The sequence below is a fragment of the Streptomyces mobaraensis NBRC 13819 = DSM 40847 genome (assembly GCF_017916255.1).
Lineage (GTDB): Bacteria > Actinomycetota > Actinomycetes > Streptomycetales > Streptomycetaceae > Streptomyces > Streptomyces mobaraensis.
In genome coordinates, this window is sequence record NZ_CP072827.1 from 4,866,728 (window position 1) to 4,880,721 (window position 13,994).

The window sequence follows — 13,994 nt, forward strand, 5'->3', positions numbered from 1 at the left end:
GTCCTGCGGCAGACTCGAGGGCATGGACGGAAACGGTGACATGATGATCGGCAGGGCCCCGGAGAACCGGCGGCAGTTCCTGGTCAAGTCGTGCTGGACCGTCTTGTACCTCACCTATCTGGTGTACGCGGTCGCCGACCTCACCGGCGGCCGGCACTCGCCCACCGCCATGGCGTTCGGCTGGTGCGGGCTCTCCGTCTTCCTCGCCGGCTACCTCTACCTGCTCTTCGGCCCCCGGTCGGGCGACGGCCCCCACCGGGGGCGGCTGGGCGTCCTGGCCGGGCTGTACGTCCTGTCCCTGCTCATGGTGGTGACGCTCGGCGGCCCCTGGCTCACCCTGCTGGTCTACGTCTCCATCTCCAGCGCCGTCATGCTGCCGGTCCGCCAGGCGGCCCGGGCCATCGCCGTGAACGCCGCCACCGTCCTGGGCCTCGGCCTGCTCGGCGGCCACGCGGACAGCGGCCTGTTCATGGTGCTGACGGCCACCCTGCTCGGCGGCGGGGCGATGACGGCCGTCGTCCAGATGGGCCGCACCATGCGCGAGCTCCGCGAGGCCCGGGCCGCCGTCGCCCAGCTCGCCGCCAACGAGGAGCGCCTCCGCCTCGCCCGCGACCTGCACGACCTGCTCGGCCACTCCCTCTCCCTCATCACCCTCAAGAGCGAGCTCGCCGGCCGGATGCTGCCGGACCGCCCCGAGCAGGCCGCCCAGCAGGTCGCCGACATCGAACGCGTCAGCCGGCAGGCCCTCGTCGACGTCCGCGAGGCCGTCACCGGCTTCCGCCGTCCCACCCTGGAGGGCGAACTCGCCGGTGCCCGCACGGCCCTCGCCGCCGCCGGCATCACCGTCGACCTCACCCGGGCCGGCACCGGCCACCCCGACCTCGCCCCCGACGCCGAGGGCGCCCTGGCCTGGGCGCTCCGCGAGGCCGTCACCAACACCGTCCGGCACAGCGGCGCCCACCGCTGCGAGGTCTCCCTCGCCGAGAGCGGCGACGAACTCCGCCTCACCGTCACCGACGACGGCCGGGGCCCCCAATGCCCGCACGGCAACGGCCTCACCGGCCTCGCCGAACGCCTCGCCCTCGCCGACGGCCGCCTGGAGACCGGCCCCGGCCCCCGCGGCGGCTTCCGCCTCAGCGCCTGCGTCCCTTTGGTCCGTGCGGAGTCGAAAACCGAGGGCCCGGCGGAGCGGCCGGACAGCGCCTCCCCCGTGGCCGGCTCCCACCCGTGAGCCGCCCCTAACCTGCACCGACGCACCGCGCGCCCCCGGCCGCCCCCTACCCTGACGGCATGAGCGAAACCTCCGCCGAGCCGTCCGTCCCCCGGGTCCGCGTCCTCCTCGCCGAGGAGGAGTAACCCCTTGCGGACCTAGGGTCTGACCTGCGCCTTTCTGATGTGGGAACCGTTGCGCTCTAGGCGCCCCCAAGGGGATACGCCTACCGGGAGCACGAATCATGTCTGTTGAGCACGTCTGCACTATCTGCGGGAAGAGCGAGCCGAACGCTGTAGACCTCTACACGCGCAAGTCGAAGCGCTTGAGGGAAGATGACCACCGCCGCGAGCAAAGCACCGACGCACAGTGTGAGCAGGGGCATCGCTGGGCGCACCGCAACGGGTACGCGGTGCGGAAGGTCTGGCGGGACATCCAGAGCGCGTTCAAGGACGTCAAGCGGTCCGACTTCGACCGTGCGCTGCGCGCCCTGGCCAACGGCGAGGTTCCGGCGCTGTGGGCGTACGCGATCGACCGGTTCAGCCGCAAGGGAGCCGATGACCTTCTGAAGGTCATCGGCAAGGCACGCGTCATCTTCGACATGGATGGTCTCGACTCCAACGAGACGCGTGACCGTCGCTGGATCATCAACCGGGCCGAAGAGGCACGGGAGAGCAGCGAGAACCTTTCCAAGCGGGTCAGGGACACCAAGGAAGCACAGCGCGACGCTGGGCTTTGGGTGGCCGGTCGCGCCCCGTTCGGATACGTCGTCTCCCGCGATCGCGTCCTGACGCCGGACGAAGAGCCGTACATCTGCCACGTGGCGACGCGGACGGAGTGGACCCGTGCCGCACTTCTGCGGGAGATGTTCCGCAGGATTGCGGAGGACGGCGACTCTACGCGTGAGGTCTGCCGCTGGCTCGACGGCATGGGCGTCCCGTCCCCCGGCGGAAGCTCCTGGGGGTACGCGTACGTCCACCGCATGACCCGGAACCCTGCCTTCTCCGGGTGGCAAGTGATTCAGATTCGCCCGGGGCATCCGGAGGCCTATCGCAACAGCAAGGGCCAGAAGGTTCGCCTCAAGGGCAAGGCTCTGGTCACCTCCGAGATGCAGCGCAAGGCGCAAGAGACGCTGACGGGCGGCAATCTCATCCCGCTTGCCCACCGGGCCCGGGATACACGGCGCAAGCACCTGCTTACGGACCTGATGCGGTGCGAGGGGTGCGGCCGGTCGATGTCCATGGGTGGCGCGTCGTACAAGTGCCAGGCCGCAACGGGAGGCACCGGATGCAAAGCAATCGCCTCCGTCAAGGTCGAGGCCATTGAGAACTTCGTCTTCAACGCCTGGTTGGCACGGCTGACCAACGCCGCTGAAGACGACCCGATCGTGATCGCCGTCTCCGAGCGCTGGACGGCCCGCGTGAGGCCGGAGGAGACGGCAGAAGAGCAGACCGCTCGCGCTGCTCTGCGCACCGCTGAGGCCGGTTTGAAGCGGCTCCTCGACGACCGGCAGGCAGGCGTCTACGACGGCGCGGCAGCGCGGTACTTTGGCCCTCTGCTGCGGGATGCGAACAAGGCTGTCGAAGCCGCCCGAGAAGAGGTCAATCACTACTCGCACGGGGGCACTGTCACGTTGCCGTTTGAAAGTGTGGAACACGAGACCCTCACGGCCACATGGGATGCGGCGGACCTGCCCAAGAAGCGTGACCTCCTCCGCCTTGCCATAGAGCGCATAACGGTCCGCAAGGCTCCGCGCCAGGGCGCCCGTTTCAACGGTCACGAACGGCTGGTCATCGAGTGGGCTCAGCCTGCCCAGCAAGAGGACTTCGCAGAGGCCGCGTAAGCCCGCCTGAGCGCCTATCAGCCCCACCTCTCCACTCCCGGAGGGGTGGGGCTTTTCGTATGCCTACAGCAGCCCATGCGGGGCAGGAAGGGCCTACCGGTAGCCAAGCCACCCGAGGGGCCCGCTGTCAGCGGAGAGAGCGTGACGAAGCACGATAGCCCTCGCCGATCCGCCAAGCCGATGACCTGCTAGAAGTGGCGAAGTGACGTTTTAGAGGTAGGTCCATGTATCCCCATAGAGCGCCTATAGGGAAAACAAGGCTCGCCTTCAAACCGCCACTTCGCCACCCTGGCAGCCACACAGGGGCGCGCGACAGTGCGAGGGTCCCGATCTGCGAAACCTGACGGTATGACGGTTTGGAACCCCGCTTTGGTTTCCCCTGTAGAACCTGTAGGGGAAAACGAGAACGGCCTTCGTTCCGTCATTTCGTCAGGGTGCAGCTATCCGTCAGGCGTCAACGTCCAGACGTGACCGACATCACGGCCACGCGGGCGACGCGTGGACCGACGGCAGAGAACCCTTGCGCTCCAGTAGCCATGGGGGCGCCGCATAGGGGCCAACCCGCCGACGGCGATCGGAGTGCGGTGGAACGGTGATTCTTGGCTTTTTCTGGAATGCCTTAAGAAACCTATAGGGAAAACAGAATCGCCCTCCGAATCGCCGTTTCACCGCACCGTGACGGGCATCACTCGGTGGGATGCGGAAAGCGATGGAAACGGTGCCGCTCCAGGCAACCCTCACGCTCTAGCAAGGGCAGAGAGCGGAGTATGATCACCGCATCATGTGATGCGGTGCCCCTCCTAGCTGTCGCGGCATTCGAGCCCGACGCTATAAGGCAGTTGACGCCCGTGCAGGGGCGACCCTTGATCCTTCGGCGAATCACATTGAGCGCACTTCGATACCGCCCAATTCGTCGAACCGTCCCCCTTACCGTTACGTGCTGCACCACGTTCCGGTAAGGGGGATTTCTCGTACCTAGAATCAGGAGGTGCCAGGCTTGACAGGGATTCGTACAACCAACTTGAAGACGCTTCAGGCTCATTGCGCCGAAGTCAAGAGGATCGAGCATCGCATTGCCGCCGCCCGAAAGTGCCGCCGCGAACTCATCGAAACGTACGGCACTGGCACCGTAGACGCCCGCGAAGGTGGCCGCCCCCTCACCATACAAATCCGTGAGGACGCTAAGAAGCTGGGTGACGTGTGGGACAAGTTCTTCGAGGGCATGTAATGCCAGACAACGACCCGGGAAGTCTCAACGCCGCCCAACTCGCTGCGCAGCATTCACCGGAAGAGCTCGCCCGCATGGTCGTCAGCCATCGGCGCCAGGCAGTATCGGCCCGACAGCATGCGCGCCGGGAGCAAGACAAGGCGTTGGCGGCAATGAAGGACGCGGCGGAGCAGTCCGCAAAGGCTGCCGGTCTGACCAGCAGGGGAAGTCAACGCCCGCCCAGCCCAAAGGAGTTGGCGGCAGAGATCCGGTTGCACGTATTCAACGAACTGCCCGTGCCGGACGACCTGAAGCGCATGTTCTCTCGACTTCAGCTCGCGCAGATGAGCCCACAGCAACGCGCCGACTACGAGGCCGGACGCCAGCGTTAACCACGACAGAAAGGGCTACCCATGACTAATAAGATTCAGATTGACCAGGTAGCAACTGCCGCCCTGGGGCTGCTTTCGTACCAGTCCGTGCTTGGTGCCACTGTCCACCGTGACGCCGAAGCGGAGTTTGAAGGTGGCCGAGGATCGGTTGTAGGTGTTCGCCTGCCGAAGCAGCGGACCGCTAAGAACTACACGGGCACCACCGAGTACGTTGACGTAGAGGAAGGCATCGCGCACGTCAAGCTGACCGACGAGCCGACCGACGCCGCAAAGCTTGGCACTCGCGATCTGTCCCTTGATATCCGCGACTTTGGCGGACAGGTCCTCATGCCACAGCTCGACGCGGTTTCTCGCTACATCGAGAAGAACCTGGCCACGCTCATGAACACGCAGAGCGAATCGGCGGATGCTGTGGTCATTGACCCGGCCGCCCCACTCAAGGCAATTGCCGCAGCCTCTGCCGAGTTCGTCCGGCGCGAGATCGACCCGGGGGACCGTTTCCTAGCTGTAGGCCCTGACGTGTACGGGGCCCTGCTGGACGTCGAACAGCTTCAGCGCGTGGACGCGTCGGGAGATGATTCGATGCTTTCGCGCGCCGAGATCGGGACGCTGTTCAACTTCCGCGTCATCGTCTCGCCCCTTCTGACGGGGGCCATCGCTTACCACACGACGGCTTTTGCGCTGGCGAATCGGTCACCGAACGCCAACGAGGGTGCAGGCAAGTCGAGTTCGCAGACGTTCAACGGTTACGCAATTCGTGCGACGCTCGATTACTCCGCTGACGTCAAGTCGGATGTTTCTATCGTTGACTCGCTTTGTGGTTCAACGATTCTTGATCCGAATCGGATGATTGCGTTCAAGCTCAAGGCGAGCAAGCGCTAAGCCGCTCACTCAAAGCGCATTCGGTATTTTCCGTTCGCTGAGGGTGGGCACTGACCCCCTGCGGCTCCGACCCGAGCCGGGGGCCAATAGCGCGCCCGTCCGTGTACGGGTCTGGGGTTTTTCGTCCTGGCCCCTCGCGGGGCGGGGTACGGGAGGGCCTGAGCGCGAGCAGGGCCAGCCCGCCTGCGTATCAAAGGTGACCCCTTCGCCGGCTCGGGGTGCCTGACGTCCAACTCCCATGCCAGAACAGGGGAGTTGACCTCCTTCGGTTCCATGGCCCCGCACCTTCCCCTGTCAGGGTGGATGCGGGGCCTTCTGCGTGTCCGGGACTGCTGGCCGGGCGTACGCTGGATGGACGAGAGCACGACACCACACGCATTAGGCGGGGATCATGAGCGCTCTAGGGGAGAACGTCAGGAAGCACCGGCGGCTACGGGGTCTGACTCAGGAACAGTTGGCCTACGCGGCTGGCCTCGCTCCCTCCACCGTCGCCAAGCTGGAACAGGGCGGAAACGTCCGCATCGAAACCCTTCACATTCTGGCTCGCGCGCTGCATGTGAAGACCTCTCAACTCATGGCGTCCGACACGCCGGAACCTGTCCGAGGCGAAGACTCGACGCGCGTTGGACTCGCCGAATTGCGGAGCGCCCTTACTCCGCCCCTGGGAATCATCAACAGTGGGAGCGAAAGGCCCAACGAGGAACCAAACCTCCCCGCACTGCTGGACGTGATCCGTACCGGGTCGGCGGCATACGATTCAGATAACTTCGGTTCTGTGGCTGGCAAGATGCCTCAGATCATCCGAGACGCCAATTCCGCTGTCGCCTACTTCGACAACGGAGAGGAGCGCACAGAGGCGTTGTCTGCCCGTGCAGAGGCGTACTTGTTGGGCGGCCGGTACCTCACGCAAGTTCGGCAATATGACCTCGCCTATCACGCGCTGTCCGGGGCCATTCAGGACGCACAAGCAGTACGAGACATGGATACCGCTGGCTATGCCGTGGTGATCATGTCGTGGCTTCTGTTGAGGCAAGGGCGTTTCGATGACGCGGAGCGCGCTGCCATTGAAACGGCGGATCACCTGGAGCCGCGAATCTCGAAAGCTCCCCCGGAAAGGCTCGCAGTCTGGGGCTGGCTTGCCCTGCAAGCGGCTGCCGCTGCTGTTCGCAACAACCGTCCCGACGACAGTGCGGAAGCTCGCCGGATTGCCGAGTCTGCCGCTGCTGCCCTGGGAAGGCATCCCGACACTCGTCACCGATTCGGACGGTTCGACACCACCGTTGCCGGAATGAAGGGGCTGGAGGATGAGTTGATCTCGGAGAACGGCGACCCTTACCGCGTGATTGACGAATCCACCGGAAAGGCCCGGTTCTCGGATCACGCCATGAAGGCGGCCCGCATTGCTGAGACGGACAAGGAATGGAACAGGCATCGGCTCACAGTGGCGACGGCGTTCGTCAAGGTCGGTGAACACGACAAGGCGCTCGACCGGCTGACGGCCGTGGACTACGCCAACCCGCAGTGGCTCCGCCATCAGCGCATGGCACAGGACGTGATGACGGCAATCGTCCAGCGCCGTAAGCGCAGGCTCACCGCCGAGATGCGTGCCATGGCCGCCCACCTGGGCGTGCTGGGTTAGCTACTGCGGAGCGCGGTAGTTCCGGGCGATCAAGCCTCCAACTACCGTGCTGCGACGCTGGATTGACTCGTTCTGTGGCCATAGCTTCGCGGTATCCCGAAGTCGAGCAGGCCAGGGGTCAAGATGGTTCACAGAACGGAAGCCGATCATCAGCGCAGGCGCGACCTCGCCGACGATGTGGCGGGGGTTGCGCGCTTGCTGCCCTGGGTGACGGATGACGGTCGACCCTGCTACCTCGCGACCGATGGCGCGGGGTGGCTGTCGGCGCTGGCCGACAACACGGAAGCCGTACAACTCGCCTTGGGTGCCGAGTTGTTGGAGCGCGTCAACGCGACGATGGGCGCCCCGAAGCTGTCGGACGGGGAACTGCGTTACCTGGTGGCCCGCCTGTACGAGGCTCTCGGCGACGCGCTGAGGGTCGCCGAGAGCCGGGGCAAACGTCTGCCGGGGGTGGACGCTGACGGCGGCGGGGAGGGGCAAGCATGACCTTGGAGCCTGCCCCCGTGGAGGGATGCAAGGTCTGCGCACACTGCGCGAACTGGCGTAGGGCGTACCGTACGGGGGTCGGTACTTCTGACGGGTACGCGAACCTCTCGGCGGCGTCTGACTGCAACATGGAGATCCGCAACCACCCCCACCAGCCGCGCAAGGTCGCGCTCCCGATCAGGCCCCCGGCGGTGACCGCGTGAGCCGACAGACGTTCAAGTTCGCCGACTGGACGACTACCCCGGACCCGAAGGCGTCCGCCACGTACTCCGTCTTCTGCCGGGACAGCCTGAACGGGGCCGACGACGACCGCAACGAGGACGCCGAGCCGTGTGGGTGGTCGTTCAGCGTTCTGGACGACAAGGCCGAGGCCGACAAGCAGCAAAAGGCCCACGTTGAGGATGCGGGACACCGGTTCTTCGTGGAGGTCTCCACGTGCCCCACGGTCGTCACGCCCCCGCCGGGATCGGTCCTGGCGGGCCGCCTCGCCCGGCTGGAACGGGCGACCCGGTGACGGCACCGGTAATCGTCCGCAGAGGCCATCGACGGCCGACCTAGACCCCCGCTTGGCCGCACGCCCCTCATTCCCGTGAAGCGGAGACGGCCGGACGGGTTATCCCAGCACCATCGACAACGGAGGTACGACATGCAAAAGCACGCGTGGTGGCTGACCATGGCCGATGGCAACCCGCAGGACGACAGCGACTCGGGCAACAAGCACGGCGGGGGCGGTTCGGACGAGGGTGGCAACACCAACGACGGCAAGGACCCGGCGGACGGCAAGTGACCGAGCGCACCGCGAAGGAGGTGGGCCCTCAGGGGCTCGCCTCCGTGCTCATGGAAAAGGGAGCCCTCACGAGCGCTTGGCTCCCTGCGTTCGAGGCGGTACCGCGTCACGCGTTCATGCCGAATGCGATCTGGCCCGGTCGCGCTGGCATGAACCGGCAGAGTGACCGCGTGATCCGCAGCGAGGAACCTGACGTGTGGTGGGAGGCCGTCTACCGGGACGCGCCGATCACGACGCAATGGGATGACGGCGCGTACACCGGAACCGGCAAGGGCAAGTCCCCTACCTCTTCCAACTCCATGCCCACGATGGTGTTTTCGATGCTGGACGCGCTCAGCGTCGAGGACGGGAACACCGTGTTGGAGGTCGGCACCGGTACCGGGTGGAACGCTGCCCTGCTGTCTCACCGGCTGGGCGCTGAGAACGTCGTCAGCGTCGAGGTGGACGAGGCCAGCGCGGAGGACGCGCGTACCCGCCTGAACCTCGCGGGGCTCCGTCCGCTGGTGCACGTCGGCGACGGGGCGCAGGGGTACCCGGAGCGGGCCCCGTACGACCGGCTGATCGCTACGTGCTCCATCGGCAGCGTGCCCCCGGCATGGCGGGAGCAGGTGAAGCCAGGCGGGGTGATCGTGACCCCGTGGGGGCCGACGTACGGCGGGGAGGCGGTAGCGCGTCTCACGGTCGCTGAGGACGGTTCGGCGTCCGGCCCGTTCGTGGGGTCGTCGGCGTTCATGCGGATGCGTGCTCAGCGGGTCCAGCGTCAGCACGTCCGTGAGTACCTGGGCGGGCGGAAGTGGCCAGCGGACGGCGTGCAGTCCATGACATCACTGTCCCCGGACGACGTGGGTGACTGGCACGTCATGTTCGCGATCGGGGTACAGGTGCCCGACGCGTTCCCGTGGATGGAGTCGTACGACGACGGCTCTTACACGCTGTGGCTGCGGGACACGGCCGTCACGTCGTGGGCGACCGCTGACTACGTGCCGGGGAAGGACGAGTTCGAGGTCTACCAGTCCGGTCCCCGGAACCTCTGGGATGAGGTGCTGGTGGCCTACCGCTGGTGGGACAAGCAGGGGCAGCCCGGGTTCGAGCGGTTCGGGCTGACCGTGGACGGCGACGGCGAGCGCGTGTGGCTCGACTCTCCGGACAACCCCGTGTCGGCACCGTAGCCGCGCAGGCGTGCGACCGTGCCCCCTCGGCCCCGCCTGTGCGCTGTACCGATGCGCATGGGCGGGGCTTCGCCGTGTCTACCCTGGCCCGTATGACTGACGCCCCCGACCAGCCGCCCGTAAGATGTGTAAGAGTCCTCCTCGCCGAGGACCAGTCCATGGTCCGCGAGGCGCTCGCGGCGCTGCTGGACCTGGAGGGCGACATCGAGGTCGTCGCGCAGGTGGCGCGGGGGGACGAGGTGGTGGAGGCGGCCCGGCGGGCGCGGCCCGACGTGGCGCTGCTGGACATCGAGATGCCCGGGATGACGGGCCTGGAGGCGGCGGCGCTGCTGGGGCGGGAGGTGCCGGAGGTACGGATCGTCATCCTCACGACGTTCGGCCGCCCCGGCTATCTGCGCCGGGCGATGGAGGCGGGCGCGTCCGCCTTCCTGGTCAAGGACGCCCCGGCGGCCCAGCTGGCGGACGCCGTGCGCCGGGTGCTGCGCGGCGAGCGCGTCATCGACCCGGCCCTCGCGGCGGCGGCCCTCGCCGCGGGGGCGGACCCGCTGACCGAGCGCGAACGGTCGGTGCTGCGCGCCTCTGCCGACGGTTCGACCAACGCCGAACTGGCGAAGCGGCTCCACCTGTCGCACGGGACCGTCCGCAACTACCTGTCGACGGCGATCCAGAAGACGGGCGCGCGGAACCGGGCCGACGCGGTGCGCATCGCGCGGGAGAAGGGGTGGCTCTGAGCGCGTGATACGCACCGCCGCGGCCGTCAGTTGAGCAGCGCCCGCGCCGCCAGCGCCTGCCGGCGCACCGCCTCCGCCGTCTCCGGCTCCACCGGGGCGATCACCTCGGCGTACTCCTCCAGTTCCCGCGCCCCGCGCGCGAACTCCCCGCGCTCGACCAGGAGTTCGGCGTGCTCGTGGCGGAGTCGCGCCGGGTGGCTGGGGAGCAGCAGGGAGAGTTCCACGGCCCAGAGCCGGACGCCGCCGCGCTCGGGGCGGGCCGCCGCCCAGGCGCGGATGTTGTTGAGGACGCGGAGGACGATCTCCAGCGGCTCGGCCGGCGAGAACGCGGCGGGCGGTACCGGGGTGCCGGTGGCGCCGGCGACGAGCAGCCCCGCCTCCTCCTCTGACAGCGTCCGACCGCCCTCGAACGGGTCGGCGAGCACATGCCGCCCTTCCGGGGTGCCGAAGCCGACGACGAAGTGGCCGGGCAGCGCCACCCCGTACACCGGCGCCCCGGCCCGCCGGGCCACCTCCAGCCACACCACGGACAGCAGGATCGGCAGCCCCCGGCGCCGCTCCAGCACCGAGGTGAGGAGGGAGGACTCCAGCCGCCGGTAGTCGGCGGGCGTCCCGTGGAAGCCGCAGCGTTCGCCGAGCAGCTCCGCGAGGGCCGCCGCCCAGCGCTCCGGCTCGGCGTGCCGGCCGAGCGCCGGCAGCATTCCGGCGAGGCGGTCCAGCTCCATCTGGGCCGCGTCGAGCTCCCGTTCGCCGAGCCCGGGATCGGCCTCGGCGGCGATGAGCAGGCACAGCAGCGCCAGGTCGGGCCGCTCGTCACGGGCCGCTTCGGCGAACCGCCGCCGGCCGCTGGTCTCGGTCATTCCGGCCTTCCCCAGGTCATGAGGGCCGGCCGCGCGGTGTCCGCGCGCCGCCCGCCGCCCTCCACGCTTCCCATGGTGATCCCTCCGCGGCGGCCCCCGCACGCCCGCCGCTCACCGCTCCGGCTCGCGACGGTAGTGGTAGGCGTGGTGCGTCGTGAAGCCGAGCCGGTCGTAGAGCGCCAGCGCGCCCGCGTTGCCGGTCTCGACCTGGAGGTACGCGGCCGAGGCGCCCTCGTCCAGCGCCCGCCGCGCCAGCGCGGCCATCACCAGCGTCGCCAGCCCCTGCCGCCGGTGCTCGGGGGAGACCTCCAGGGCGGCGAACCCGGCCCACCGGCCGTCCACCACACAGCGCCCGATGGCGGCGCCGGGGACGCTCGCGCACCACACGGACGGCCCGCCGGCCAGCACCGCGCGGGCGGCGTCGGGGTTCTCGACGCGCCCGTACGCGTCCAGCCACGCCTCGTCGGGCTCGCGGCCGAGCAGCACCCGGTCGACGTCCGCCACCGCGTCCGCGACCGGCGCCAGGGCGGCCGTCCGCATCAGGGCGTACCGCTCGCCGGTCCAGCCGCGCGCGGCCAGCTCGGCGTCGAGCCGTTCGTCCTCCGCCGGGTCGCCGGTGGTGACCTGGACGCGCGCCGGGAGGCCGCGCTCGTGGTACCAGGCGGTGACCCGGTCCAGCGCCTCCGGCAGCGGCAGCCCGGAACGGCCCAGGGGGAGCGCCGAGTTGGCGCGGGCGGTGAAGCCGCCGGCCGCGCGGAGCGTCCAGTCGCCCAGCCGCCCGGTCTCGAGGGCCGGCCAGCCGCGCGCGGCGACCTCCTGGAGCTCGCGCAGGGTCGCGGCCGGGCCGCGCCGCCGCGCGGGAGCGGCCGGGACGACCTTGCCCGCGACGAGCGCGTCCTCCGCGACCTCGACCGTCCGCCCGTCGCGACGTGTGATCCGCAACACACCGTCCGCCCAGGAGTCGAGCGTTCCGACGGCGTCGGCGAACCGTTCCGGGGAACGGGTACGGTCGTTCAGCGCCCGCACCGAGACCCTTTTTCCCACATCTTCGGAACTGATCCGTATTTCCAGCCGTCCGCCCGTGGTGAATTCCACAGCTCTCCCAGCCCCTCCTGTTCGTGATGAGCCCCGGAACGGAGATACTAGGTGTGGGCATCGACGACGCCGCGCTCCCGCGCGAGATGACCCCTACCGAGGAGGAACGACAGCGTGACCTACGTCATCGCGCAGCCTTGTGTCGACGTGAAGGACAAGGCGTGCATCGAGGAGTGCCCCGTCGACTGCATCTACGAGGGCTCCCGGTCCTTGTACATCCACCCGGACGAATGTGTCGACTGTGGCGCCTGTGAGCCGGTCTGCCCGGTGGAAGCGATCTTCTACGAGGACGACACCCCGGACGAGTGGAAGGACTACTACAAGGCGAACGTCGAGTTCTTCGACGAGCTCGGCTCGCCGGGCGGCGCCTCCAAGCTGGGGCTGATCGAGCGGGACCACCCGTTCATCGCCGCGCTGCCGCCGCAGAACCAGTGAGCTGCCCCTAGGCACCGCACCCGGCCCCGTACAGCCCGCCGCCGTACGGGGCCGCGGCATTCCCGTTTCCCGCCCGTTTCAAGGACCACCCCCAGCGCAAGAGAGCGAGCAGCCCAGCGTGACCGCAGTCTCCTCCCGCCTCCCCGTCTTCCCCTGGGACCGCCTGGAGCCCTACAAGGCCACGGCCGCCGCGCACCCCGACGGCATCGTGGACCTCTCCGTGGGCACGCCGGTGGACCCGGTCCCGGCCCTGGTCCGCCGGGCCCTCGCCGAGGCGGCGGACAGCCCCGGCTATCCGACGGTCTGGGGCACGGCCGCGCTGCGCGACGCGCTCACCGGCTGGACGGAGCGTCGGCTGGGCGCCCGCGGGATGGCGCACGAGAACGTGCTGCCGGTGGTCGGCTCCAAGGAACTGGTCGCCTGGCTGCCCACCCAGCTCGGCCTCGGGGCGGGCGACAAGGTCGCGTACCCGCGGCTCGCCTACCCGACGTACGAGGTGGGCGCGCGGCTGGTGGGCGCCGAGCCGGTGGTCTACGACGCCGGGACCTTCACGTCCGACGCCGCCGTCGCGGAGCTCGACCCGGCCGGCCTCAGGCTGCTCTGGCTGAACTCGCCGTCGAACCCCACCGGCCGTGTCATGTCGGCCGACGAACTGCGCCGCGCGGTCGCCTGGGCCCGCGAGCACGGCGTCCTGCTCGTCAGTGACGAGTGCTACCTGGAGCTGGGCTGGGAGACCGAGCCGGTCTCCGTCCTCCACCCGGACGTCTGCGGGGGCTCGTACGACGGGATCGTCGCCGTCCACTCGCTGTCCAAGCGCTCCAACCTGGCCGGCTACCGGGCCGCGTTCCTCGCCGGTGACGCGGGCGTGCTCGGCGAGCTGCTGCGGATCCGCAAGCACGGCGGGATGATGGTCGCCGCCCCGGTGCAGGCCGCCACGGTGGCCGCGCTCGGCGACACCGCGCACGTCACCGAGCAGCGGGCGCGCTACGCCCGCCGCCGGGCCGCCCTGCGGGCCGCCTTCGAGGGCGCGGGGTTCCGCATCGAGCACAGCGAGGCGTCGCTGTACCTGTGGGCCACCCGGGACGAGCCGTGCTGGGACACCGTCGGGGACCTGTCGAAGCTCGGCATTCTCGTGGCGCCCGGTGAGTTCTACGGCGCGGCGGGCGAGCGCTTCGTGCGGATCGCCTTCACCGCGACCGACGAGCGGGTGGAGGCGGCCGTCCGCCGCCTGGCGGGCTGACCCGCCGGCCGCCGCACG

General features: G+C 68.9%; 15 protein-coding genes. 13 read left to right on the forward strand and 2 right to left on the reverse strand.

Annotated features, from left to right (window positions below):
* Positions 1-22: 22 nt before the first annotated feature.
* The 11 genes from J7W19_RS21035 (at position 23) to J7W19_RS21085 (ending at position 10,346) form a co-directional block, all read left to right on the forward strand.
* Positions 23-1,231: a sensor histidine kinase gene (locus tag J7W19_RS21035; RefSeq protein WP_106429701.1), complete on the forward strand. Its 1,209-nt coding sequence runs from the start codon at positions 23-25 to the stop codon at positions 1,229-1,231.
* A gap of 223 nt (positions 1,232-1,454) precedes the next feature.
* The gene (locus J7W19_RS21040; protein ID WP_004950219.1) at positions 1,455-3,053 is read left to right on the forward strand and encodes a recombinase family protein; all 1,599 of its coding nucleotides are present in this window, start codon (positions 1,455-1,457) and stop codon (positions 3,051-3,053) included.
* A 988-nt stretch (positions 3,054-4,041) separates the two neighbouring features.
* Positions 4,042-4,281, forward strand: coding sequence for a hypothetical protein (locus tag J7W19_RS21045; protein ID WP_158688811.1), 240 nt, complete (start codon positions 4,042-4,044; stop codon positions 4,279-4,281).
* Complete coding sequence (locus J7W19_RS21050) at positions 4,281-4,652, forward strand: hypothetical protein (protein ID WP_158688812.1); 372 nt, start codon at positions 4,281-4,283, stop codon at positions 4,650-4,652. Before J7W19_RS21045 ends, J7W19_RS21050 begins: the two co-directional genes overlap by 1 nt.
* A 21-nt stretch (positions 4,653-4,673) precedes the next feature.
* Positions 4,674-5,534, forward strand: coding sequence for a P22 phage major capsid protein family protein (locus J7W19_RS21055; protein WP_004950227.1), 861 nt, complete (start codon positions 4,674-4,676; stop codon positions 5,532-5,534).
* A 391-nt stretch (positions 5,535-5,925) separates the two neighbouring features.
* Positions 5,926-7,173 carry a helix-turn-helix domain-containing protein gene (locus J7W19_RS21060; protein WP_040891442.1) on the forward strand — a complete coding sequence of 416 codons (1,248 nt, stop codon included), beginning with the start codon at positions 5,926-5,928 and terminating at the stop codon, positions 7,171-7,173.
* A gap of 123 nt (positions 7,174-7,296) precedes the next feature.
* Positions 7,297-7,659, forward strand: coding sequence for a hypothetical protein (locus J7W19_RS21065; protein WP_004950233.1), 363 nt, complete (start codon positions 7,297-7,299; stop codon positions 7,657-7,659).
* A 199-nt stretch (positions 7,660-7,858) separates the two neighbouring features.
* A complete protein-coding gene (locus tag J7W19_RS21070; RefSeq protein ID WP_004950239.1) occupies positions 7,859-8,173 on the forward strand; it encodes a DUF7848 domain-containing protein in 315 nt (104 codons plus the stop codon).
* A 132-nt stretch (positions 8,174-8,305) separates the two neighbouring features.
* Entirely contained in the window at positions 8,306-8,446 is a 141-nt protein-coding gene (locus tag J7W19_RS21075) for a hypothetical protein (protein ID WP_158688813.1), read from the forward strand.
* Positions 8,443-9,615, forward strand: a complete 1,173-nt coding sequence (locus tag J7W19_RS21080) for a methyltransferase domain-containing protein (protein WP_004950242.1) — start codon at positions 8,443-8,445, stop codon at positions 9,613-9,615. Before J7W19_RS21075 ends, J7W19_RS21080 begins: the two co-directional genes overlap by 4 nt.
* Before the next feature lie 92 nt (positions 9,616-9,707).
* Positions 9,708-10,346, forward strand: a complete 639-nt coding sequence (locus tag J7W19_RS21085) for a response regulator transcription factor (protein WP_040891444.1) — start codon at positions 9,708-9,710, stop codon at positions 10,344-10,346.
* A 26-nt stretch (positions 10,347-10,372) separates the two neighbouring features.
* Here J7W19_RS21085 and J7W19_RS21090 read toward each other — a convergent pair whose 3' ends face one another.
* Together J7W19_RS21090 and J7W19_RS21095 are read right to left on the reverse strand one after the other, a co-directional pair.
* Positions 10,373-11,206, reverse strand: coding sequence for a transglutaminase-like domain-containing protein (locus J7W19_RS21090; RefSeq protein WP_004950246.1), 834 nt, complete (start codon positions 11,204-11,206; stop codon positions 10,373-10,375).
* Positions 11,207-11,317: 111 nt separating this feature from the next.
* Positions 11,318-12,301, reverse strand: coding sequence for a GNAT family N-acetyltransferase (locus tag J7W19_RS21095; RefSeq protein WP_040891446.1), 984 nt, complete (start codon positions 12,299-12,301; stop codon positions 11,318-11,320).
* 114 nt (positions 12,302-12,415) lie between these two features.
* On the opposite strand from J7W19_RS21095, the gene fdxA reads away from it, so the two are divergent.
* On the forward strand, positions 12,416-12,736 hold the full coding sequence (gene fdxA, locus J7W19_RS21100; RefSeq protein ID WP_004950253.1) for a ferredoxin: 321 nt from the start codon (positions 12,416-12,418) through the stop codon (positions 12,734-12,736).
* 118 nt (positions 12,737-12,854) lie between these two features.
* Complete coding sequence (dapC, locus tag J7W19_RS21105; RefSeq protein ID WP_004950256.1) at positions 12,855-13,976, forward strand: succinyldiaminopimelate transaminase; 1,122 nt, start codon at positions 12,855-12,857, stop codon at positions 13,974-13,976.
* Positions 13,977-13,994 lie beyond the last annotated feature (18 nt).